Origin of the sequence: Methanoculleus horonobensis (assembly GCF_001602375.1) — an archaeon.
Lineage (GTDB): Archaea > Halobacteriota > Methanomicrobia > Methanomicrobiales > Methanoculleaceae > Methanoculleus > Methanoculleus horonobensis.
In genome coordinates this window covers 400,968-422,072 of record NZ_BCNY01000013.1, presented here as the reverse complement: position 1 = coordinate 422,072, position 21,105 = coordinate 400,968, and the positions used below count along the sequence as shown (strand labels likewise).

Sequence of the window (21,105 nt, the reverse complement as noted above, 5' to 3'; positions counted from 1 at the left end):
CGCCGGCTACATGCGGATCCTCGGGGCCGGGATCGTCCGCGAGTTCTCGGGCCGGATGATGAACATCCATCCCGCCCTGCTCCCGGCGTTCTCCGGGCTGCACGCACAGCGGCAGGCGATCGGGTCCAGTTTATGGGGAATGCCGGGAAACAGCCAATCCATTACTCTTGTGAACCCTCTTCGCACCTTATGGTGCTCACGCTCACTGCAGTGCGTCGTTTCCCAAAGACAATCCCCCCACAGTCCACTGTAACGGGTCTCCCAAAAATCCCCCCACCACCCGGCTCTCCCGCCATACTACCACCCCCCCTGCAGCACACCCGACCCCGCCCCCGTGCCCCAAGCGGCATGCACATATCCCCGAGCGCGCCAAACCATTCTATACGAAAAACAGGGTGCTTTAAATGCTGGATCGGGAGTTCGAACGGATTGGAAAGAGGCTCTTTCTGGAAGGGCTCGTCGGAGCGAATTTCGGGAACATGAGCGTCCGGGGACCGGGCGGCTTTAATATCACCCGGACCGGCGCGTACCTCGACGCGGGGGAGACGCCGGTCTTTGTCCCGGATGCGGGCGACGCCCCGCGCGAGGCATCGAGCGAGTACCGTGTCCACCGTGCGGTCTACCGGGAGACGCCCCATTCCGCCATTGTCCATGCCCACCCGGTTCATGCCGTCGCAGCCTCGCTCGATACCGACCTCGTCCGGCCGGCCGACAACGAGGGAGGGATGCTCTGCCCCGAGATCCCGGTCGTCGCCGGGAATCCCGGGACCGACGAGATCGCAGAGAACGTCGCCGGGGCGCTCCGCGGCGGCCATATCGTCATCGTCCGGGGACACGGGACGTTTGCAGCCGGAAAAACGCTCGACGAGGCGTACATCTACACCTCGATCGCCGAGTACGCCTGCCGGATCCTCTTCTTATCGGGGAGGCTTCGGGGGGTTCTGTAGCTGCTCGATCTGGCGGGTTGTCTCGCGGTGAAACCCGAGCAGCATGTCGCTGATCACGCCGAACATGAAGATCTGAAAGCCCATCGTGATCAAAAGGACCGTGAGGATGGTGAGCGGGAGGTGCTCGATGTTCTTGAGCCACTCGAGGACGACATAGATGCCGATGACGCCCCCCACAAGCGATATGAAGAGGCCGATGATCCCGAAGTAAAAGATCGGGTTGTTCATCTTCGCGAGCCGGTATATCGTCGAGAAGATCCTGAAGCCGTCCTGGAACGGGTTCAGTTTCGTGACGGTGCCGGGCCGCGAGAGATACCTGACCGGGACAACGGTGACCCGCTGCCCGTTCCTCACCGCCTCGACCGCCATCTCCGTCTCGATCTCGAACCCGGCCTCTTTAAGCGTCATCTGCCGGATCGAGTGAAGGGTAAAGGCGCGGTAGCCCGAGAGGATATCGCTGAGGTCTTTCCCGTGCGCTATCCGAAACATCACGTTGAGGAGCTGGTTGCCGAGGAAGTTTAGCCGGGTGAACGCTCCCGCCTCGGGATTGGCGAGCCGGTCGCCGATGACGTGGTCGAATCCCCGGCCGAGCGGTTCAAGCATCTTCTCCGCGTCGTCCGGCGAGTAGGTGCCGTCGCCGTCGAGCATCAGCACGTAGGGCTTGTCGATCTCCTCTACGGCTTCGATGATAGCGTTGCCCTTTCCTTTCCCCGTCTGGCTCCGGACAACCGCTCCCGCGGCCCGTGCGATATCGGGCGTTCCATCAGTGCTGTTCCCGTCCATGACCCGGATATGGGGAAAACCGCGCTTCCGGAACCCCTCGACCAGTTCACCGATCGTCGGGGCCTCGTTTAACGTGGGGATGAAGATGCAGACCTCATCGTGCTCGACGCTCATTGATGTACTATATTTGATTGAGCAACATAAGGACTTCGCATGCACGTAGCCAAATCGGGGCTCCGGGCACTTGGTATCGCCGAGAGTTACTCGGGGCGGGAGCAGTCCACCCTTGCCGGCGTCGTCATGCGAAAGGACCTCCGGATCGACGGAGCGGCCTTCGCCCGGGTGACCGTCGGCGGATCGGATGCCACCGATGCGGTCGTCCGGCTCTTCACCCGTCTCGCCCGGCGGGATATCAACCTCCTGATGATCGGCGGGAGCGTCATCGCCTGGTACAACATCATCGACCCGGCGGCGGTGCATGCCGCGACCGGTCTCCCCGTCATCGTCGCCACCTACGAGGAGTCGGAGGGGCTCGACGAGGATATCCGCCGCCACTTCCCGGGCGACGACGAGAGGCTCGCGGCATACCGGCGGCTCGGCGACCGGCTCTCCGTCCGGCTGCGTTCGGGGTATACGCTTTTTGTCCGCTCCTGCGGCATCTCCCCTGAGGACGCCGCACGGCTCTGCAACGATTTCACGTACGAAGGGAGGGTGCCCGAACCCATCCGGGTGGCGCGGCTCATCGCTCGCGGCGTCGTCCGGTCATCAGGATGCGTCGGGTTCGCCCCTGACGACCATGACCGTTGACGCCGCGTGGTCGACGACGTAGGAACTGGTGCTCCCGAGAAAGAAGCGGCCGAGCCGACCCTTGCCGTGCGACCCGACCACGGTCAGGTCGGCGCCGAGTTCCCGTGCCAGGGCAGTGATCTCCGCTCCCGGGTGTCCCCAGCGTTTGTAGATGGTGAGCGCGACACCGGCGGCGGCTGCCTTCTCTCCAACGTCGGCGAGGATCTCGTCGCCCTCCCGGTCGAGCGCATCGAGAAGCGCCTGCTGGGCGATAGCGGGAGGTTCGAGTTCGTTCAGGGTCAGCGAGGGATATGTGGCGGTCTGGACGACGTGTACGGCATGCATGGATGCCCCCATGGCGCTGCAGACGGCCAGGGCCTCTCCGAGCGCCCGGTGCCCGATCTCCGAACCGTCGACCGCCACGAGAATTGATCTGAACATAACAGTCTTTAGAAGCGTTCCGGTACAAAAACATGGTCTTTGCGATTGCCTCCCTCATGCCCTGACCGTATGCTTCGAGATCACCCTTCCGCTACGTTTGTCCACGACCTCCAGAGTGACCTCTGCGCCCGGGTAGAAGGTTCCGTCGGTGAGATCCGCCGTCATCTCCTCGCCCGGGCCCCAGAAGGAGGTGCGGCATCCCTCGCCGCCGAGGGTCTTTACCCCGTAATGGTGCGACGGGATGAGGAGATAGCCGTTTAAGGTCTGGATGATGCAGGCCCTGTAGCCGTTCACGTAGAAGACCCCCCGCAGATGATCGTTCTCGTATGTCGTGCTGCTGTTGTTCTTGAGGGTGACCCTGCTTGCATAGGTCAGCGTTCCGGTACCTGCGCTGACGTGGGAGATCTCGGTGATGATGATCGATGGTTCCGGCTCGACCCCGGATCCGGCGGGGAAGAACGAAAGCAGCCAGATCAGAACAATTGCGGCGAGAATGACGGTGACCGCAACCATCAGAAACACGGCGTGCGTGTTCGAAAGGGCGGTCTCGCCCCTGGGGGTTCGCCTCACCGGAGTTGCCGGTGGGCCGGAGGGATGCTCTCCCCTCCGTGCTGCACCGGACGAGCGAGTTTTATTCGCCGTATGGCATCCCGTATGTCTGCGCCAGGTTCCGGTAGCGCCCGTAGTTGTATGAGTCCAGTTTGGGGCCCATGCCGCGTATCTTGCTCCACTCAGCGGCATCGGCATACTCGCGCCAGATGCCCTCGAAGGAATCTCCTTCCGCTATGACGAAGACCTTCGGCTTCGACGTCAGTTTCTCTCCGGCATCCCCATATTCACCTCCGGCATCGGTCGGGATGGACGGCACCGTGGTCTCGATGAACGCGTACCCTGTGTCCCGGTAGCAGTATTTGTCGGGAGCCTTGATGCCCACGGCCATATGGCTCTCCTGCTCGAATTCGAAGAGCGCGACGCCGTACCCCATCTCCCGGAGGAGATATGCGAGCAGAAGCGACTTCTCGTCGCAGTCCCCGTCCTGGTGGTAGAGCACGTGATACGGGTACTTTGCCGCGGTATCGAACGAGTAACCCTTGTAGGGGATCTGCTGCACCATGCTGATCGCGGCGCGCACCTGGTTGTCGGGTTCGGGCTGGGCCGCCCGGATGTTGCCGGCCAGCTGTTTCAGGTATCGGTCCTGGATACTTTCATCGATAAACTGGAGCCAGTAATCGTGTTCGACACGGAATGGAGTCGGATACTTCGTGGATAGATAGTCGTTGACACCCCGGTAGGCATCGAACCGGATCGAGCCCGGTTTGCCGCGGAGAACATACGGGTAGTTGATGGTCTTCGATCCTTTCTCCAGGGTCTCGGTGGAGACCTCCGGTGAACTGAGGCCCGACGCTTCAAGCGTCCCGGTGACCGCCGTTCCTACCGACGAGGCGATCTGCCCGCCCCAGATAGCGGCTATGCCGATGACGACAAGAATGACGATCACGGCCTTGATAGGGAATCTGTGTGGATGGTAAGGGTCACCGGTCATACGATGATAAATTCATTACCTGGTAGATAAAGATTTTCAAAATTATTCGATGTGCATGAGTGAGGGCCGGAGATAGTGAACGGTGAGGCCGGAGATGTAAGACCTCTGTCGCAGAAGAGATGGCAGATGTAAGAAAAGACCCGGAATGTCCGGGAAACCGGGTCCCGGTGGTTGACGGCTCCGGCGTTCTCCTTTGGGCCGGCGGGAATTGCCCTCTGGATCGTTAAGCATCGGGGGGACAAACTTTCTTCTCCTCCGCACCCAGGGAGGATCATGGCCGAAGCAGAACGAATACAACTACCCGGATACGTGAGCCTATCCCGGAGCGGCGAACTGGAGGAGCGGGCACGGCGAGCGCACGAGGCGCTCCGCGACTGCGTCGTCTGCCCCCAGGAGTGCCGCGTGAACCGTATCGAGGACGAGGAAGGGTTCTGCCGGACCGGCCTCCTGCCCAGGGTCTCGAGTTACAGCCCGCATTTCGGCGAAGAGCCTCCGCTTGTCGGGAGGAACGGTTCGGGGACAGTATTCTTTGCGGGCTGCAACATGCGATGCGAGTTCTGCCAGAACTACGAGATCAGCCAGTGCGAGGCCGGCTACGCGGTCTCGTGCGAAGACCTTGCCGGGATCATGCTCCGCCTGCAGGAACGCGGGTGCCACAACATCAACTTCGTCTCCCCCTCGCACGTCGTCCCCCAGATCCTCCGTGCGGTCTCCCTCGCCGTCCCCCGGGGCCTCGAGATCCCGCTGGTCTACAATAGCGGCGGCTACGACGCCGTGGAGAGCCTGCGGCTTCTCGACGGCGTCATCGACATCTACATGCCGGACGCGAAGTACGGGCGGGACGACGTGGCGCTGGAACTCTCCCACGCCCCCGGCTACACCGGCCGGATGCAGGCCGCATTAAAGGAGATGCACCGGCAGGTCGGCGACCTCGAGGTCAGGGACGGCGTTGCGGTGCGGGGCATGATCATCAGGCACCTGGTGCTCCCGGGGAACCTTGCGAACAGCGAGATGGTGATGAAGTTCATCGCGGAGGAGATCTCGCGCGACTCCTACGTGAACGTCATGGCCCAGTACCACCCGGCATGGAGGGCGTCCGAAGGAGGGAGGAGCCCGGCGCTTGCGGCGCTGCAACGCCCGATAACGGCGCAGGATTACCGTTACGCCGTCAGTTGCGCGAAGGAGAACGGCCTCACCCGGGGGTTCCCATGAGGGGCAGACGGGAGATGCCGCCACCAAAAGACTATCCGCCCGGACAGAGAGAAATCTCTGGAGTGCAGGTGAAGAGAGAGGCTGGGCTCCGGTATGCGGCCCTGACCGATACCGGGAAGCGGAAGCAGAACGAGGACGCGTATTTCGCCGGCCGGACGAACGGGTATCACCTCTTCGCCGTCGCGGACGGGCTCGGGGGGCATGCCTGCGGAGAGGTCGCGAGCAGGATGGCGGTTGAGATCCTCGTGGAGGCTGCAGGCAGGGAACTCAGCGAAAGCGAACCCGCCGAGATGCTCGGCCGTGCGTTCGAGCGGATCAACGCCGCTATTTTTGCGTATAATGGAGATAACGCTCTGAACGCAGGCACGACGCTCTCGGCGGCAGTCGTCGGCGAGTCGGGCAGGTGCTGGATCGGCACGGTGGGCGACAGCAGAACCCATATCGTCACGCCGACCTCCGTCTGGCATACGCGCGACCAGACCTACGTCCAGGGCCTGGTCGAATCGGGAGCCATCTCCCCGGCAGAGGCGATGCTCCACCCGCGAAAGAACGTCCTGACCCAGGCGCTCGGCCTCTCGGCCCGGGTGCGAGTCGACCTCGATATCGCGGAACTCGCCGGCGGGGTTCTCCTGGTCAGTTCGGACGGGCTGCACGATTACGTCCCGGAGAGCGCTATCCAGAAGATCGTGCTCGAAAACGCGCCCGACACGGCATGCCGGAGATTGCTCGATGCCGCCAGGGACGCAGCAAGCACCGATAACACCACGGTGATCGTCGCCAGGGCATGACGACGCCGGTGATAACGGTGATACTCTTACGCGAAAACCGGTAAAAAAGAGATGCCTTACTCCTGATACTCTTCAAGAGCAAGCTGGTACATCCAGTCGAGAAGGAGCGCGCACTCTTCCGGGGTGCACTCCTGATCGCAGCCGATGCACGGGAGAACCTCTCCTCCCGCAAGGATGATGCAGGGGTCGATCGCGCGCTTCTTTGCCCGCAATAGATACGTTTTAATGCCGTCGCTGCGGAACTCGATGCGTTCGATCAGCCCGGCATCAAGCAGCCGCTTCACGATCCTCGAGCACTTCCTGCTGTCGATATCGAGATGTTTCCAGAGCTCGCTCTGGAGAACTCCCTGGCGATGGGACTGGATAACCTTGAGTGCTTCTTCCTCCTGGTCGGACATGGCTATCAGAGCAGGGGTGCAATGGTCAGGATATTATTGCCGCGGATGACGACGGTCCCGAGGGTGCGACCGCGCTGTTCCTCGATATACTCCGTGGTCTCGTCCATGTGCAGGTTCAGGTGTTCATCCACCGCCACGAGCCGTCCCTGGAGTTTCCTGCCGTCGTCCTTGATTTCAACGGTGATTTTAGAGTCTACGAGCGAAAAAACCTTCTTTACGGGGAGTACGATACCGTTAACCATCTGTTCTAATATGGTTACGTTCATGCATTAAGTTTTCCTATGGCCGACTAGCGCCCGCCTGAGGCGGGCGGTAGGAGGCGCGGCACCGGCAGGTGCCGCTGCGTTCGGGGGTTGCCTGAGGCGGGCGGTAGGAGGCGCGGCACCGGCAGGTGCCGCTGCGATCGGGGGTTGCCTGAGGCGGGCGGTAGGAGGCGCGGCACCGTTCAGGTGCCGCTGCGATCGGGGGGTGTCTGAGGCGGGCGGTAGGAGGCGCGGCACCGGCAGGTGCCGCTGCGATCGGGGGTTGCCTGAGGCGGGCGGTAGGAGGCGCGGCACCGTCAGGTGCCGCTGCGATCGGGGGGTGTCTGAGGCGGGCGGTAGGAGGCGCGGCACCGGCAGGTGCCGCTGCGTTCGGGGGTTGCCTGAGGCGGGCGGTAGGAGGTACCGTTGCGACCGGTGGACGCTTGGTTCCGGAAGACACCGTGGGGTACAGCAAGAGATCCACGAACAAAGAAGCATTACGGGATCTGATAAAACGCCGCGGGCGATTAAAAAAAGTTACTCGGGAAGGTCTTCCCAGCGATCCTTGAACTGCTTCTCGACGCCCGGGAGGGTGGTGTACTCCATCTCCTCGAGCGAGAGGCGGTGCGGTTCGAACGGCCCGTGAGCCCGGAGCATGCTGGAGAGCTCGCAGCACTGGTCGCGGACGCGGTTGTACGCCGGGTCGTCGAACATGTCGGCAGGCCCGATCAGTTTCCCGTTGCAGACCTGGAACCCGAGGCAGATGACCCGGGGCGGTCCGTCGAACTGGGTGCAGTTTGCGTCGCAGACGCCGACAGGCATGAACGGGCCGTGGTGCGAGCCCCGCATCCAGCCGGCCACGAGGATGGGCGTCCTGAAGGGGTCGATGACCTCGCCCACCGCGGGGAACCCGCTCTGCGCCCTGATGATCATGACCGGGTCGTCTTTGCCGACGTACCGCCCGGCCATCAGGTTCAGCCGCTGGGTGCTGGTGGACGCCCCTATCAGGCCGTTTCTCTTCCAGACGTACTTGATGACGTAGCGGCTCGGCGCTCCGATATAGGCGAGGAGGCTGTAGGACTCTTCGGGTGTGTTGAAGAGGATCTTGCGCTTCTTTATGACGTCATGAACCTCGAAGGTGAACCCATCGTGCAGCGAGGGGTCGATGACGAGGCCGGACGTGCTGAAGGGGTCGGCGAAGATCTTGTAGAGGAAGTAGTTCCACGCTCCCGGTTCGGTCTTATCGGCCATGAAGATCAGAATCGGGTCGGAGCCGCGCTCTTCGAACTCCATCTCGGCGACACCGGGCCCCATTCCCTTGACGTTGCCGCTGAACGCATCTCCGAGCAGATCCTGACCGGCGCCGTAGAGTTTCATCTCCTTGGCGAGTCCGGCGCACTCCATGAAGATGTCCCACGCCAGCTTGTGGATCTCCTCGTTGTCCTCCCCTTTGGTGTGCGTCATGATCAACTCGAGATCGTCACCGCAGTGGGTGACGTACGAGTCGATGAGGATGCTTCCTTCTGCTTCCTTGAGTCTCCGGGCGGCCACCTCGAGGATCTTCGGGTGGGTTCGGGAGTGCCCCGGGAAACTGCCTATATCTGCTTTAATTACGGACACGGTGATCTTAACCATATAATCACCACTACCTGGACGGGCGTAGCCCTTACGACTAGTAGATAGGTATTACTGTATATGTAGGTGTTGTTGCCTTGAAAAAAGGTTGGCTGCGGCAATCTGTCTCCGGGTTCGTCCTTCCCGATGATCCTTCGCGGACGATGCTCCCGATGGGTTTGGCGATGCTATTGGGCTTCCTTTTACGTGTTGTCTCCTTTTTGGTGGTTATTATGGGGATCGGAGCCTAATCCTGAGTCGCATTTCCGGAAATCGGTCATGGTAGCCCCGATGGTGCTCGCGCGTCTTCTCGGGGAGGTACTGCCGGGATGACGTTGAGTATGATGAGTACGGGTCGTGAAGAGCACTCAGCCGGCTCCTTCACGGACGAATGCCGCTCTCGGCGAAAAGTATCGCGGCGCTGCCGGGGAGCCGGGCCGGCAGGCGCCCTGATGACTCAGTCTATCCGGATCGACTTGCCCCGGGAGAATTTGACTTCCAGGACGCCGTGTTTGTAGTTCGACTGCATGGATTCGGCGTCCACGGTCGGCACCTCCACCGAAGTCAGCTGATTGCCGCCGGCAATGATCGTCAGCGTCCCGTTGATGAGTGACAGGTGAATACTCTCCTTCTCGGCACCCGGGAGATCGATCGCCACCGTCACGTCGTCATCGGTCGTGTACATCTCTGCTATCGGCTCGATGGTCCCCTCGGAAGAGGGTTCTTTCGGCTCTGCTACGGGGGCCGCGTCCGTTGCCGGAATCTCAGGTTTTCCGGCATCGTGAAGAACGATCTTGAATCCGTAGGCAAACGGCCTGTTCTGATCTCCCTGCTCTTTGAGCCCCTGCTCCATGAGGCGTTTCATCAGTTCGTTGAGTTGCTCGAAGATATCTGCTGGACTGTCACTCATGTGCATCACGTTCTGTCTATCCCTGTTGGTGATGGGGTCGAATGTCCCCGGGAGGGAGCGCCTCACGGGCAGGGGGCGCTCCCGTCAGAACGCCATGCCCGTCTGGGGCAGCGGACGTTCTAATTTTGCCTTCAACTCCTTTGTGAGCCGCTTGATCTCGCCGAAGTCTTTCTTTCTCCGGTAGACCGCATCTTTGAGGGCCTGCGTGAGATCTTTGACTTCGTGCTCGACCTTTCCGGTCTCCCGCATCCCGGCACGGTTGATCGTCGAGACGGCCTCTTCGAGTGCCGACCGCTGCTCCTGGTTGTAGAGGATCTGCCAGGAGTGGCGTTCGTTCTCCTCAAGCCGGTCGATATCGAGCGTGCCTCTCACGCGGGAGAGGGCGTCGTCGAAGTGGTTCTTCGTGATCCTTACGTTGCCGATCGCCTGACGCCGTTCCTCTTCGGTCTTCCCTCCCATTGCGGCGATGAACTCGCGCATGGCGGAAGTCTTTGCCTCGCGGACCAGCGCCTCGATGTCGGCGCCGACGTAGCCCTCGGTTCTGTCGACCAGTTCTCCGATGTCCACGTCGTTTGCAAGGATCTCCCTGTTTTTCAGGTATACTTCGAAGATCTTCTTCCTGCCTTCCCTGTCGGGTGGCGGGACATAGATGATCCGGTCGAATCTGCCGGGGCGAAGCAGCGCCTCGTCCAACATGTCCGGGCGGTTGGTAGCGCCGAGAACCACGACATTGTTGAGCTCTTCGAGGCCGTCGAGCTCTGTCAGGATCTGACTTACCACACTTTCAGTTACGTGCGACGATCCTATATAAGATCCACGTTTGGGCATAAGTGCGTCAATCTCGTCGAAAAAGATAATCGACGGTGCTGCTTGCCTCGCTTTCCTGAATACCTGCCGAACTCCGCGTTCCGATTCTCCGACCCATTTCGAGAGGAGTTCCGGGCCTTTTACTGAGATGAAATTGCTTTCGCTCTCGTTTGCAACCGCCTTTGCAAGGAGTGTCTTGCCGGTTCCGGGGGGGCCGAATAGCAGGATGCCGCGGGGGGGTTCGGTCTCGAGCGACGCGAATATCTCCGGATATTTGAGCGGCCACTCAACGGCCTCCGCAAGTTCTCCCTTTACGTCTTCGAGCCCGCCGACGTCCTCCCATTTGACATCCGGGATCTCTACGAGCACCTCACGCATCGCGCTCGGCTCAACGTGCTTGTGCGCTTCGATGAAGTCCTCGTTCGTGACGCGGAGCTGGTCGATGATCTCGGCGGGGATCTCCTCTTCGATCTTGATCTGCGGGATGATCCGGCGGAGTGCGTGCATCGCCGCCTCCTTTGCGAGCAGGGCGATGTCGGCGCCGACGAAGCCGTGCGTGGAACGGGCGTAATCGTCGAGTCTCACGTCCTCGGCAAGCGGCATGCCGCGGGTGTGGATCTGGAAGACCTGCTGCCTCCCCTTCGTGTCGGGGATGCCGATCTCGATCTCGCGGTCGAACCGGCCGCCGCGCCGCAGAGCAGGGTCGATCATGTCCGGGAGGTTCGTCGCGGCGATCACCACGACCTGGCCCCGGGTCTTCAACCCGTCCATCAGGGCGAGCAACTGGGCGACGATCCGGCGCTCGACCTCGCCTTTCACCTCTTCGCGCTTGGGCGCGATCGAGTCGATCTCGTCGATGAAGACGATCGAGGGCGCGTTCTCCTGCGCCTCCTCAAAGACCTCCCGCAGGCGCTCCTCGGACTCGCCGTAGTACTTGCTCATGATCTCGGGCCCCGAGAGCGTGATGAAATGCGCGTCCACCTCGCTCGCCACCGCTTTTGCGATCAGGGTCTTCCCTGTACCGGGCGGCCCATAGAGCAGGACGCCCTTTGGGGGCTCGACGCCCAGGCGCTCGAAGAGTTCGGGGTGCCGGAGCGGGAGTTCGATCATCTCCCGGACGAGTTGCAGCTCGCGGTCGAGACCGCCGATGTCCTCGTAATGGACGTCGGCCGCCGCCATCTCGCGTCGCCCCTCCTTGGGCTCGTATGGGGTCTCTTTCAGTTCGATCTCGGTGCTGTCGGTGACAATGGCGATGCCCTTCGGCGCCACCCTGGCAATCGCGAACGTGAGCGGGTTGCCGAGGATGTTGACCCGGATGAGCTGCCCCTCGGTGACGGGCCTGCCGCGGAGGATCCTCCCCAGGTACTGCTCGCCGCCCATCAGGCGGATGGGCTGGGTCGGCTGGATGGTCACCTTCTTCGCGTATCCCGCTTCGGTTTTTCTGATCCGGACGTTATCGTCGATACCCGCCCCGACGTTGCTCCGGGTGTTGCCGTCGATGCGCAGGACCGCCTTGCCGGTGTCCTGGGGGAAACCGGGCCAGACGAGCGTCGCTGCCTTATGGCGCCCCTCGACCTCGACGACGTCGCCGCTGACGAGGCCAAGCGCCTTCATGGTGTCGATGCTCAGTCTGGCAATTCCCCGTCCGGCGTCTTCGTGAGCCGCCTCCTTGATGGTCACTTCAATGGATTCGGTATTGGCCATGTGAACAATCTCCTCCTGTGAGGTTTACCATAGGTAAGTGCTGTCCACTATTTATATTTTTCCCTAAACCGCCCTTCCGTTATGCCGGATGATCCCCTTTTCCGTAACGATGTAATCCATCTTCACGTCGTTTTCATCGGCAGGAATGCGTTCTGCCTGCTGACAGGAGAACGCGATGCCGATCTTCTTCGGGTGGGGATATCGGCAGAGGAAGCGGTCGTAGTATCCCGCGCCGTAACCGAGCCGGTTCCCTTCGGCGTCGAAGGCGAGCATCGGTATGACGACGGCCTCGACGTCCCCGGGCCGGGCCGGGAGTTCGTGACCGATCGGCTCGGGGACGTCAAACGTGCTCGGGACGAGGAGCGAGGGGTCGGGGAGATAAGAGAGGCGGAGGCTGCAGGTCTCCCGTTCGATGATGGGCACGACGACCCGCACGCCCCGGCGGTTCAGGGCCGCGATCAGACCCATGGTCTCGGCCTCCGGGGCTTTTGCAACGTAGACCATGACGGTCGTAAACCCGTCGAGGAGATCGAGAAGCCGCTGCTCGATGTCTGCACTGTATGCGGCGACATCCTCCGGAGAGAGGAGCGCCCGGGCCTCCTTTGCCCGCAGGCGAAGGGCTGCCTTTGTCTGGCTCATTATGGATGAGTTTTGCTCAATCAGACCATAAAACATGCATGTCCGCAGGCCCGGAGACCGCCTACTCCCCCGCCCGGCGGCCGTCGCCGCAGACCTCCCGGAACCGGCGGAGGGAGGATGCAAGAACGCGGGTCTTGCCGATCATCGCGGCGATGAGGAGGACGTCGAGAATCTCGTCGCGGGACGCGCCCTCCTTCAGGGCGGCCCCGATATGAACCTTCAGGCAGCTCTCCGCCTCCGCACTCGCGGCGGCCGCAACGGCGATCAGTTCCGCGGTCTTCGGGTCGAGCGAATCCGGCCGGGAGATCCGGTAATCGGCGAGGGTCGAGAGTGCGAAAGACTCGGGCCGGTCGCGGAGGATAGGGAAGATGAACGGCACGACGCCGAGCATCTCCTCTACGTCCGCCACGATCTCGTCGCCGAGGTCGTCGGCGTGGGCGAGGAAGTCATTGATTAACTGTTCGTTTTCAGGCTTCATGGGCTGTCCCTGTATGGGGATGTGGGTGAGGGAGGCGATAATGGTGCGGTTTTTGGTTCGGGGACTAGAAGAGAAATTTATGGAGCCTCATGCCTCCTGGGTAACTGCTCTGAAGCAAGGTGGCTTTAACTCTGCCAATATTGCAGTTGCATAGTCCCATCCCCGGCTTCCGTGGGGGTATCGCCATGACTGCCCCCGCTCCAGAGGGGCGGGGAACGACTGCTGGAACAGCAGGAGTTTGAGCACCGTCAGATGCGAATGAGGAGGCCGAAGGCCGGGCGGGGTGCGACGGACGGACGTCCGGAGCTTGAGAAGACCGAAGGTCTTCGAGTGGGGGTCACAGGTAGAGCCTTACGGGTAGAGACAGGGGAGGGGGTTGCACCCCCTCCCCGTCAGCCCCTCCCCCAATGGCGATAGTCCCACGGTCCACTACATGGGGTGACCCCGGAGAAGAACCATGCACGGCTTTCCCCCGACTATCGCCACGCACTGCCCCCGCCCCGCGGGGGGGGGAACGACGCTCCGCTAGGAGCGGAGTTTGAGCACCGAAGGTGCGGGGGAGGAGCGCGAAGCGCGGGTGGGGTGGGGGCGATGGAGGTGCGAGATAGCGAGTTTGAGCAACAATAGTCTGAGTTGGAGACAGGGGAGGGGGGCTGCACCCCCCCTCCCCACCTGACGGTGGTCGAGCTCTGCTCCTTCGGAGCATCGCACTCCCCGTCAGCCCCTCCCCCAGTGGCGATACCCCCACGGTCCACTTTACCGGGACTGCTGGGAACAAACAGCCCCTGCTCTTCAGCGAATGTAATTTAAAATGGTGGGAGTGTCCCGCCGGACTCTCCCTCGCTCTCACTCAGAAATTAAAATGCCTTCCAACAATCTTCAGCGCGCAGTAGTCCCCGCACATTGTGCAGCCGTCGGTATCGGCCGGCATCCGTTCGTCCCGGATCGCCCGGGCGCGCTCGGGGTTCATCGCGACCGCGAACTGCCGCTCCCAGTCGAGGTCGCGGCGGGCGTGGCCCATCTCGAGATCCGCGTCGCGCTTCCTGAGCTTGATCATGTCCCCGACGTGGGCGGCGATCCTCGAGCTCATGACGCCCTCGTAGACCTCCTCGGGGGTAGGGAGCGCCAGGTGTTCCGCCGGCGTCACGTAGCAGATGAAGTCCGCGCCGTAGGAGGAGGAGAGCGCGGCCCCGATGGCGGCCACCCGGTCGTCGTAGCCGGGCGCGATGTCGGTGACGAGCGGCCCGAGCATGTAGAACGGTCTCCGGTTCGTGACCCGCTTTTGCAGGACGACGTTCGTCTGGATCTCGTCGATCGGGATATGCCCCGGCCCCTCGATGATCGTCTGCACGCCTTCGGCATGTGCCTTGTCGGCGAGTTCGGCGTTGATGAGCAGTTCCTGGATCTGGGCACGGTCGGTCGCGTCGTGGACGGCGCCCGCCCGCATCCCGTTGCCGAACGAGAGGGTGACCTCGTGCTCCTTCAAGATCTCGAGCAGGTAGTCGAACTCTGAATAAAGCGGGTTCTCCTTCTCGTTGTGGAGCATCCACGCGGTCATGAAGGCCCCGCCCCGGGATACGAGCCCGCCGTGCCGCCCCTGGTTCTGCAGGCGCTTCATCGTCTCGTAGTTGATCCCGGTGTGGATCGCCATGAAGTTGGTCCCGAGTTTCGCCTGCTCCGCTGTGATCCGGAAGAGGTCGTCCGGCTCCATGTGGACGACCGCCCCACGCTTCCGGGCGGCCTCGATGAACGCCTGGTAGAGCGGAACCGACCCGACCGAGAGGGTGGTCGCCTCGACGACCCGGCGCCGGATCTCCGCGAAATCGCCGCCGGTAGAGAGTTCCATCAACGTGTCGGCACCGGCGCGCTCGGCCTGCCGGACCTTCTCGACCTCCATATCGACGTCGACCATATCCGTCGATGTTCCGATGCTTGCATTGACCTTCGTGCGAAGCCCTTCGCCGATACCACAGATCTTCACCTTCCGGTAGGGGGAGACTGGAATGACGATGTGGCCCTCGGCCACGCCGCGCCGGACGAAATCTTCGGTGACGCCCTCTGCTGCCGCAACGATCCGCATCTCTTCGGTGACGACGCCGCGCCGGGCGTCTTCTATGAGACCCATGGCCCTATATTTGCAGAAAAGAGTTGATAAAGGCTTGTTTTTGGTATCTGGGCTAAATCGGGCTTGTTCTCTCAACAAGTAAACTTGACTTTACCTTAGTCAGATCTTGTTTCATAGCCGGAAAGCCAAGACTTACAAGAGATTGAGGAGCATCTCTTTATCGCCTGGTGATTATTTGTACATCAATTTCGGAGGTTTTGTCCCGATCAGCACCGTCGACTGGCGGGGGCGGGCGGCCTGCACCGTCTTTCTCCGGGGGTGCCCTGCCCGCTGCTTCTACTGCCATAATATCGCCATCCAGGATGGGGAGGATCTGCGCGACGCAGACGAGATCATCGCGATGATCCGGGAGTCCCGCACGGTTGCGGGCGCCGTGGTCTTCTCCGGCGGGGAACCGACCCTGCAGGGGCCGGCACTCGCCCACCTCGCCGCCGCCGTCCGAAAGATGGGGTTCTCTGTGGGCCTGCACACGAACGGCATCTTTCCCCGGGTGATCGAGGACCTTCTTGCGAAGCACCTCGTCGACATGATCTCGCTCGATATCAAGACAACGTGGGAGCGTTACGACGCCCTCCTCGAACTCACCGCCGTCGATGCGGTGAAGCAGTCGCTCGCCGCCTGCAAACGGGCAAAGGCCGACGGCAGCCTCGAGACCTTCCAGGTTGTGGTCACCCTCTTTAGGGGCCGCGAGGAAGACCTCCTGGCCATCGCGGAGGATACCCGCGGACTCGACCTCGTCCTCCAGCAGGGGGTGGCCCCGGGCTTCGTACCCCTGACCCGGCAGGAACTCGAGGCGGCAGCGGCGCCGCTCGGCCGCAGGGTCCATATACGCACCCGGGAGGACGGCGAGGTCGTCTACGGCCCAGAGGTCTGACCCTTTCGGGTGACGTTAAGCATAATATCGACGGGAACGCACGTTTATGCAGACATTTGTGGCGGCCGCCGCAACCTGCATCGCCGGGACCCTGCAGCCGGTCTTTCGCCGGCACGGCCCGCTGTTCTGGATATAGGAGGAACCTGATGAAGGTTATTGGAATCGTTGGTATGCCGGCAAGCGGGAAGGGAGAGGCGTCAAGGATCGCCCGGGAGCTCGGGATACCGGTCGTGGTCATGGGAGATGCGATACGGGAACGGGTGAAAGAAGCCGGGCTACCCCTGACCGACGCGAACTGCGGCGCAATCGCCGGCAAGTTGCGCGTAGACCTCGGCATGGATGCCATCGCCCGGATCACCATCCCGAGGATCGAGGCGACGGGCGCCCCGGTGGTACTCGTGGACGGCATCCGGGGAGACTACGAGGTGACGGCGTTCAAGGGGCACTTCCCCGACTTCACGCTCATCGGGATCGAGTCATTGTTCGAGACGCGTTACCGGCGGCTCACGAACCGCGGCCGGTCCGACGACTCCCTCACCCCCGACGAGTTCCGGGCCCGTGACGAGCGGGAACTCGGGTGGGGCCTCGGCCGTGCCCTGGAACTGGCTGACTGCCGGATCACGAACGAAGGATCGCTCGAAGAGTTCGCCGCAGAGGTTCGCACCCTGCTCTGCCGCCTGGGAGGTATGGAAGGATGAGTCTTGTCCCGTATTTTTCAGCCTCGTCGAAGATCTGGGAGTCACGCGACTGGGTCTACGGGCTCGAAGAGATCGGGTATACCGGATGGGAGATCGTCGCCGACGGGAAGTATCGCCTGGACAATCCCGAGAACTTCGCTGCCGTCCGGGAGAACCTCGAGAGCACCGGCCTTCTCGCGACCGTGCACGCGCCCTACAGCGACCTGAACCTCGCGTCCTTGAACTACCCGATCTGGCGCGAGTCGATCCGCCAGACCTGCTGCTGCATCCAGCACGCGGCCGAACTGACCGACCGGGTGACCGTTCACCCGGGTTTCGTATCCCCGGTAGGCAAACTCGTCCCCGAGAAAGTCTGGGAGATGCAGAAGACCGCGCTCGTCGAGATCGGGAAGTGCGCAGAGGATCACGGCGTCCTTGCGTGCGTTGAGAACATGATCAGCATCAAGGACTTCCTCTGCCGCTACCCCGAGGAGATCCTCGGTCTCACCGAAGGGATCGCGGGGATCGGGATCACGCTGGATCTCGGGCACGCCAACACCAACGGTCTTGTGGATGCATTCCTTATGCACGTCCGGGAGGTCGATCACCTGCACATCCACGACAACCACGGGCAGTCGGACGAACACCTGGCGCTCGGCGAGGGGACCATCCCCTGGGAGAAGGTCGGGCGGGTCATTGCCCGCGACTACTCCGGGCCGGCCGTCATCGAGGGCAGGTCGCTTGAGGAGGCGAAACGGAGCCTCGCGGCATTCAGGAAGTGGTTCGTATAGCCGGCGAGACCCTCCATGTTCACTTCCTCGGGACGGCAGGGGCGCTCCCCTCCCCGCAGAGGAACCCGTCCTGCGTCCTGGTTCGGCGGGGCTCCGATACCCTGCTCTTCGACTGCGGGGAGGGCGCCCAGCAGCAGATGATGCGTGCCCGGACCGGGTTTACCGTGAACGCCGTCTTCATCACCCACTGGCACGCCGACCACTTCCTCGGCGTCTTCGGGCTCGTCGAGACGCTCGCGTTCATGGGACGGACCGAGCCGCTCCCGATCTACGGTCCGCCCTGGATCGGCGAGTTCGTGGACCTCGTGCAGAGGATCAGCCGCCACGCCCGGGGTTTCCCCGTCACCGCCCACCCCCTCGAGCACGGTTCGGTCGTGCCCTTCAACGGTTACACCGTCCGGGCGTTCGCGACGCTCCACGGCATCCCCGGGCTTGGCTACGTCCTGGAGGAGGACGAGCGGCCGGGCAGGTTCAACCGCGAGCGGGCGATCGAACTCGGCGTCCCGCCGGGTCCGCTCTTCGGGCGGCTGCAGCGCGGGGAGGAGGTCCGCGTCGTCCGCGACGGCGTCGAGATCGCCGTCCGTCCCGCCGACGTGATGGGGGACCCTCGCGCGGGCAGGAAGATCGTCTATACCGGCGACACCCGGCCGCTCCATGACCAGCCCGGCATCGCGGCGATGATCCGCGATGCGGATCTCCTGATCCACGACGCCACCTTCGACGACCAGGAGAGCGATCGTGCCCGCGACGTCCTGCATTCGACTGCCGGAGAGGCCGGGGGGGCCGCAACGGCACTGGGCGCCCGTATGCTTGCCCTGATGCACATAAGCTCCCGTTATGCAAGCACAGCAAACCATATACGCGATGCAAAGCGACAGTATGAGGGAGACGTGATTCTGCCGGCCGATCTGGCCGTGCAGGAGATCCCCTATCGGAGTTGATCGAGATGGACGGTGATTGTGATGGAGCAGGGCATATCCAGCCAGAGCCGCCTGATCCTTGCCGGTCTCGGTGCCCTGCTCGTCAGTGCCGTCGTCTCGAGCATTGCGGGGATCTATCTCGGTTCAGTACGTGAAGTCCTCGCGCTGATACCCGGCCTGATGGTGCTCCTGCCCTCGATCATCCATATCCGGGGAAGCATCGCCGGGGTTTTTGCTTCCCGCCTCTCTTCGGCGATGCACCTCGGGGAGTTCTCCATCGACTTCGAGGAAGGAAGCGTTCTCGGTGACAACATCCGCGCGTCGTTCGTGATAACCATTCTCATCGCGCTCGTCATCGGTATCTTCTCCTATATGGCGAGCCGCATCTTCGGGTATCCTGTAATCAGCATCCTCGACCTCGTGCTGATCTCGGTCGTCACCGGCATCATTGCGGGGGCCGTGGTGACGGGGATCACCCTGCTCATCGCCCTTGCAAGCTACCGCTACGGCCTCGACCTCGACATGATCGGCGCACCGACCGTCACCACCTCGGGAGACATCATTACGCTTCCCATCCTCGTGCTCTCGGCGACGTTCGTCATGCTCCTCTCCCCTGTAATGCGCATGGTTCTCGGGGGCATCGTCGTCGCCGCTACCGTCGCCGCCATCGTCTACACCCGGCACCGCCCGGAGGGTATCGGGCCGATCGTCCGGGAGAACCTCTTCCTGCTCATTCCGCTCAGCGTCCTCGGCACGCTGGCGGGTCTGACCTACTCCCTCAACCTCGACGCGCTGGTAGCGATCGCAGTCTTCCTCATCCTGATCCCGCCGTTCACCGGCTGCCTCGGGTCAATCGGCGGCATTCTCGGGTCGCGCCTCTCGACCGGGATGCACACCGGCGAGCTCAACCCCTCGTTCCTCCCCGAGCGCGACGTGGTGCATCATTTTATTATTTCCTATCTCTATACGTTGATACTGCTTCCACTGCTGGCGCTCATCGCGCATGGTGCGGCGGTGCTCATGGGGTTGAACAGCCCGGGTCTCGGGATGCTGGTCATCATCAGCCTTGCGGCGGGTCTGGTCGTCATGACACTGGTGAACGGCGTGGCATACATCACCGCGAGCCTTTCATTCCGGTATGGTCTCGATCCCGACAACTTCGGAATCCCCGTCATCACAAGCCTGATCGACCTGATTGGTGCAGCCGCACTCGTGACGGCGATAGGCCTGCTGCTGTAGTGAAAAGAATGGAGAACGACGGTTAACATACCATGATGGAACACGAATATCAGCCGATCAGCTTCAAAGACGTCCTCATAGAGATGAAAGACGTCTCCGAGCTGATGGTCGATCTTTCTTATTCAGCGATCCTCTTCGACAGCAAGGAGATAGCGCTCGAGGTGATCAACCTCGAAGAGAGCATGAACAAGCTGGTCTACCAGGCCAGGATCCAGAGCGTCCTCGGCGCAAGAAGGATCGAAGAGGCCGAGGCGATGAGCGGTATGCTCCAGGTGGCCGAGGCAGCGGAGAGGATCGCGAACTCGGCCTCGGATATAGCAAAACTCATCTTAAAAGACATCCGGTTCCCGGCAAAACTCAAGCGCGTCTTCCCGGAGGCCGAGGAGATCGTCACCCGCGTCATCGTCAGCCAGGGAAGCGAGTTTGCCGGCCGCACGCTCGGCGACCTCAAGGTCCAGAGCACGACGGGCATGCAGGTGATCGCTATCCGGCGCGGAAAGGGCTGGATCTACGACCCCGACAGAACCACCCGGGTGGAGAGCGGGGACATCCTGATCGCCCGGGGGCCGGAAGCCGGAGAAGGTGCCCTCTCCGAGATTGCAGGATCGGCGGAGCGTCCCCGGGTCGAGGTCTCCCCCGCGGGGGAGGTCGACGACCTCGACCGCGCGGTCCAGCTGATCATCGAGATGAAGAACCTCTCTGAGCTCTCCGTCGGGCTGGCGTACACCTCCCTGCTCTTCAACAACATGGAGGTGGCGCACGAGGTGGTCGCTCTCGATTCAGCGCTCGATGATATGCGCTACGACCTGGATCTCTGGATCCTCGAAGCGGCACGGAAGATCGAGGACGTGCGCTACCTTCGCGGCCTCCTGTATATGTCTTCGTTCGCACAGGCGATCAGCGATTCGGCTCACTCGATCGTCGACGTCCTGTTGCGCGACATCGAGATCCCACCGATCTTCAAGAAGATCGTCCGGGAGTCGGACGAGATCATCACGCGGATGACCGTGACGCCGTCGTCTCCGCTTGTGGGGAGAACGCTCAAGGAGATGTCGCTTGCGACAGTTACGGGGATGGTCGTACTCGCCATCAAGCACGACGACCGGTGGGTCTACCGCCCGGGAAAGAGTGTCCGGCTGGAGAGCGGCGATAGCATCATAGCAAAGGGCAGGCGGGATGGTGAGTGCCGGCTCTACGAACTTGCCGGGCACGCCGCCGAGGTGTCCGAAGAATAAATTGGAGAATTA

At 62.3% G+C, this 21,105-nt stretch carries 22 protein-coding genes and 1 pseudogene; 11 read left to right on the top strand and 12 right to left on the bottom strand.

Annotated elements, in window-relative coordinates; genetic code table 11:
• Together MCUHO_RS12600 and MCUHO_RS05050 are read left to right on the top strand one after the other, a co-directional pair.
• Positions 1-121, top strand: a pseudogene (locus MCUHO_RS12600) (formyltransferase family protein); the annotation flags it as partial.
• Positions 122-404: 283 nt separating this feature from the next.
• Positions 405-947 carry an aldolase gene (locus tag MCUHO_RS05050; RefSeq protein ID WP_067074421.1) on the top strand — a complete coding sequence of 181 codons (543 nt, stop codon included), beginning with the start codon at positions 405-407 and terminating at the stop codon, positions 945-947.
• Here MCUHO_RS05050 and aglJ read toward each other — a convergent pair.
• On the bottom strand, positions 918-1,844 hold the full coding sequence (gene aglJ, locus MCUHO_RS05045; protein ID WP_067074417.1) for an S-layer glycoprotein N-glycosyltransferase AglJ: 927 nt from the start codon (positions 1,842-1,844) through the stop codon (positions 918-920). The genes MCUHO_RS05050 and aglJ overlap by 30 nt on opposite strands.
• 39 nt (positions 1,845-1,883) lie before the next feature.
• Here aglJ and MCUHO_RS05040 point away from each other — a divergent pair, with 39 nt between their 5' ends.
• Positions 1,884-2,477, top strand: a complete 594-nt coding sequence (locus MCUHO_RS05040) for an endonuclease dU (RefSeq protein WP_067074413.1) — start codon at positions 1,884-1,886, stop codon at positions 2,475-2,477.
• On the opposite strand, the gene MCUHO_RS05035 is transcribed toward MCUHO_RS05040, so the two are convergent.
• From MCUHO_RS05035 to MCUHO_RS12595, 3 genes are all read right to left on the bottom strand, one after another.
• Positions 2,436-2,897, bottom strand: coding sequence for a universal stress protein (locus MCUHO_RS05035; protein ID WP_067074408.1), 462 nt, complete (start codon positions 2,895-2,897; stop codon positions 2,436-2,438). The genes MCUHO_RS05040 and MCUHO_RS05035 overlap by 42 nt on opposite strands.
• A gap of 54 nt (positions 2,898-2,951) precedes the next feature.
• Positions 2,952-3,410, bottom strand: coding sequence for a type IV pilin (locus tag MCUHO_RS05030; protein WP_235808171.1), 459 nt, complete (start codon positions 3,408-3,410; stop codon positions 2,952-2,954).
• Between the two features lie 118 nt (positions 3,411-3,528).
• Entirely contained in the window at positions 3,529-4,440 is a 912-nt protein-coding gene (locus tag MCUHO_RS12595; RefSeq protein WP_067074403.1) for a hypothetical protein, read from the bottom strand.
• A 273-nt stretch (positions 4,441-4,713) separates the two neighbouring features.
• Here MCUHO_RS12595 and MCUHO_RS05020 point away from each other — a divergent pair, with 273 nt between their 5' ends.
• Both MCUHO_RS05020 and MCUHO_RS05015 read left to right on the top strand, forming a co-directional pair.
• Positions 4,714-5,652 (top strand): radical SAM protein, encoded by a 939-nt coding sequence (locus MCUHO_RS05020; RefSeq protein WP_067074399.1) that lies wholly within the window; start codon positions 4,714-4,716, stop codon positions 5,650-5,652.
• Positions 5,653-5,720: 68 nt separating this feature from the next.
• On the top strand, positions 5,721-6,440 hold the full coding sequence (locus tag MCUHO_RS05015) for a PP2C family protein-serine/threonine phosphatase (RefSeq protein ID WP_067074558.1): 720 nt from the start codon (positions 5,721-5,723) through the stop codon (positions 6,438-6,440).
• A 56-nt stretch (positions 6,441-6,496) separates the two neighbouring features.
• Here the strand turns inward: MCUHO_RS05015 and MCUHO_RS05010 are convergent, their stop codons facing one another.
• The 8 genes from MCUHO_RS05010 to thiC form a co-directional block, all read right to left on the bottom strand.
• A complete protein-coding gene (locus MCUHO_RS05010; protein ID WP_067074395.1) occupies positions 6,497-6,838 on the bottom strand; it encodes a helix-turn-helix transcriptional regulator in 342 nt (113 codons plus the stop codon).
• Positions 6,839-6,843: 5 nt separating this feature from the next.
• On the bottom strand, positions 6,844-7,080 hold the full coding sequence (locus MCUHO_RS05005; protein ID WP_067074554.1) for an LSM domain-containing protein: 237 nt from the start codon (positions 7,078-7,080) through the stop codon (positions 6,844-6,846).
• A 537-nt stretch (positions 7,081-7,617) separates the two neighbouring features.
• Positions 7,618-8,715, bottom strand: a complete 1,098-nt coding sequence (fbp, locus tag MCUHO_RS05000; protein WP_067074391.1) for a fructose-1,6-bisphosphate aldolase/phosphatase — start codon at positions 8,713-8,715, stop codon at positions 7,618-7,620.
• Between the two features lie 436 nt (positions 8,716-9,151).
• Complete coding sequence (locus MCUHO_RS04995; RefSeq protein WP_067074551.1) at positions 9,152-9,604, bottom strand: Hsp20/alpha crystallin family protein; 453 nt, start codon at positions 9,602-9,604, stop codon at positions 9,152-9,154.
• An 84-nt stretch (positions 9,605-9,688) separates the two neighbouring features.
• Positions 9,689-12,115, bottom strand: coding sequence for a CDC48 family AAA ATPase (locus MCUHO_RS04990; protein ID WP_067074387.1), 2,427 nt, complete (start codon positions 12,113-12,115; stop codon positions 9,689-9,691).
• A gap of 63 nt (positions 12,116-12,178) precedes the next feature.
• Positions 12,179-12,754, bottom strand: coding sequence for a 5-formyltetrahydrofolate cyclo-ligase (locus tag MCUHO_RS04985; RefSeq protein ID WP_235808170.1), 576 nt, complete (start codon positions 12,752-12,754; stop codon positions 12,179-12,181).
• A 61-nt stretch (positions 12,755-12,815) separates the two neighbouring features.
• On the bottom strand, positions 12,816-13,232 hold the full coding sequence (locus tag MCUHO_RS04980; protein WP_067074381.1) for a carboxymuconolactone decarboxylase family protein: 417 nt from the start codon (positions 13,230-13,232) through the stop codon (positions 12,816-12,818).
• Positions 13,233-14,082: 850 nt separating this feature from the next.
• Positions 14,083-15,357 (bottom strand): phosphomethylpyrimidine synthase ThiC, encoded by a 1,275-nt coding sequence (gene thiC / locus MCUHO_RS04975; RefSeq protein WP_067074376.1) that lies wholly within the window; start codon positions 15,355-15,357, stop codon positions 14,083-14,085.
• 175 nt (positions 15,358-15,532) lie between these two features.
• Here thiC and MCUHO_RS04970 point away from each other — a divergent pair, with 175 nt between their 5' ends.
• The 6 genes from MCUHO_RS04970 (at position 15,533) to MCUHO_RS04945 (ending at position 21,093) form a co-directional block, all read left to right on the top strand.
• Complete coding sequence (locus MCUHO_RS04970; RefSeq protein ID WP_067074372.1) at positions 15,533-16,231, top strand: anaerobic ribonucleoside-triphosphate reductase activating protein; 699 nt, start codon at positions 15,533-15,535, stop codon at positions 16,229-16,231.
• 146 nt (positions 16,232-16,377) lie between these two features.
• The gene (locus MCUHO_RS04965; RefSeq protein ID WP_067074369.1) at positions 16,378-16,929 is read left to right on the top strand and encodes a dephospho-CoA kinase; all 552 of its coding nucleotides are present in this window, start codon (positions 16,378-16,380) and stop codon (positions 16,927-16,929) included.
• Entirely contained in the window at positions 16,926-17,699 is a 774-nt protein-coding gene (locus MCUHO_RS04960) for a sugar phosphate isomerase/epimerase family protein (protein ID WP_067074366.1), read from the top strand. Before MCUHO_RS04965 ends, MCUHO_RS04960 begins: the two co-directional genes overlap by 4 nt.
• On the top strand, positions 17,687-18,640 hold the full coding sequence (locus MCUHO_RS04955) for a ribonuclease Z (protein WP_084385928.1): 954 nt from the start codon (positions 17,687-17,689) through the stop codon (positions 18,638-18,640). The genes MCUHO_RS04960 and MCUHO_RS04955 overlap by 13 nt, the downstream gene beginning before the upstream one ends.
• A 21-nt stretch (positions 18,641-18,661) precedes the next feature.
• Positions 18,662-19,858: a magnesium transporter gene (locus tag MCUHO_RS04950; protein WP_067074361.1), complete on the top strand. Its 1,197-nt coding sequence runs from the start codon at positions 18,662-18,664 to the stop codon at positions 19,856-19,858.
• 32 nt (positions 19,859-19,890) lie between these two features.
• Positions 19,891-21,093: a potassium channel family protein gene (locus MCUHO_RS04945; protein ID WP_067074358.1), complete on the top strand. Its 1,203-nt coding sequence runs from the start codon at positions 19,891-19,893 to the stop codon at positions 21,091-21,093.
• Positions 21,094-21,105: the final 12 nt, after the last annotated feature.

What these genes read in the sequence shown, in the direction of transcription:
- MCUHO_RS04995 (WP_067074551.1), bottom strand. Translation starts at nt 9,604, where the DNA reads ATGAGTGACAGTCCAGCAGATATCTTCGAGCAACTCAACGAACTGATG.
- MCUHO_RS05030 (WP_235808171.1), bottom strand. Translation starts at nt 3,410, where the DNA reads ATGGTTGCGGTCACCGTCATTCTCGCCGCAATTGTTCTGATCTGGCTG.
- MCUHO_RS05035 (WP_067074408.1), bottom strand. Translation starts at nt 2,897, where the DNA reads ATGTTCAGATCAATTCTCGTGGCGGTCGACGGTTCGGAGATCGGGCAC.
- MCUHO_RS04965 (WP_067074369.1), top strand. Translation starts at nt 16,378, where the DNA reads ATGAAGGTTATTGGAATCGTTGGTATGCCGGCAAGCGGGAAGGGAGAG.
- MCUHO_RS04990 (WP_067074387.1), bottom strand. Translation starts at nt 12,115, where the DNA reads ATGGCCAATACCGAATCCATTGAAGTGACCATCAAGGAGGCGGCTCAC.
- MCUHO_RS04960 (WP_067074366.1), top strand. Translation starts at nt 16,926, where the DNA reads ATGAGTCTTGTCCCGTATTTTTCAGCCTCGTCGAAGATCTGGGAGTCA.
- MCUHO_RS05020 (WP_067074399.1), top strand. Translation starts at nt 4,714, where the DNA reads ATGGCCGAAGCAGAACGAATACAACTACCCGGATACGTGAGCCTATCC.
- MCUHO_RS05005 (WP_067074554.1), bottom strand. Translation starts at nt 7,080, where the DNA reads ATGGTTAACGGTATCGTACTCCCCGTAAAGAAGGTTTTTTCGCTCGTA.
- MCUHO_RS04945 (WP_067074358.1), top strand. Translation starts at nt 19,891, where the DNA reads ATGATGGAACACGAATATCAGCCGATCAGCTTCAAAGACGTCCTCATA.
- MCUHO_RS04985 (WP_235808170.1), bottom strand. Translation starts at nt 12,754, where the DNA reads ATGAGCCAGACAAAGGCAGCCCTTCGCCTGCGGGCAAAGGAGGCCCGG.
- MCUHO_RS12595 (WP_067074403.1), bottom strand. Translation starts at nt 4,440, where the DNA reads ATGACCGGTGACCCTTACCATCCACACAGATTCCCTATCAAGGCCGTG.
- aglJ (WP_067074417.1), bottom strand. Translation starts at nt 1,844, where the DNA reads ATGAGCGTCGAGCACGATGAGGTCTGCATCTTCATCCCCACGTTAAAC.
- fbp (WP_067074391.1), bottom strand. Translation starts at nt 8,715, where the DNA reads ATGGTTAAGATCACCGTGTCCGTAATTAAAGCAGATATAGGCAGTTTC.
- thiC (WP_067074376.1), bottom strand. Translation starts at nt 15,357, where the DNA reads ATGGGTCTCATAGAAGACGCCCGGCGCGGCGTCGTCACCGAAGAGATG.
- MCUHO_RS05040 (WP_067074413.1), top strand. Translation starts at nt 1,884, where the DNA reads ATGCACGTAGCCAAATCGGGGCTCCGGGCACTTGGTATCGCCGAGAGT.
- MCUHO_RS04980 (WP_067074381.1), bottom strand. Translation starts at nt 13,232, where the DNA reads ATGAAGCCTGAAAACGAACAGTTAATCAATGACTTCCTCGCCCACGCC.
- MCUHO_RS04950 (WP_067074361.1), top strand. Translation starts at nt 18,662, where the DNA reads ATGGAGCAGGGCATATCCAGCCAGAGCCGCCTGATCCTTGCCGGTCTC.
- MCUHO_RS05010 (WP_067074395.1), bottom strand. Translation starts at nt 6,838, where the DNA reads ATGTCCGACCAGGAGGAAGAAGCACTCAAGGTTATCCAGTCCCATCGC.
- MCUHO_RS05050 (WP_067074421.1), top strand. Translation starts at nt 405, where the DNA reads ATGCTGGATCGGGAGTTCGAACGGATTGGAAAGAGGCTCTTTCTGGAA.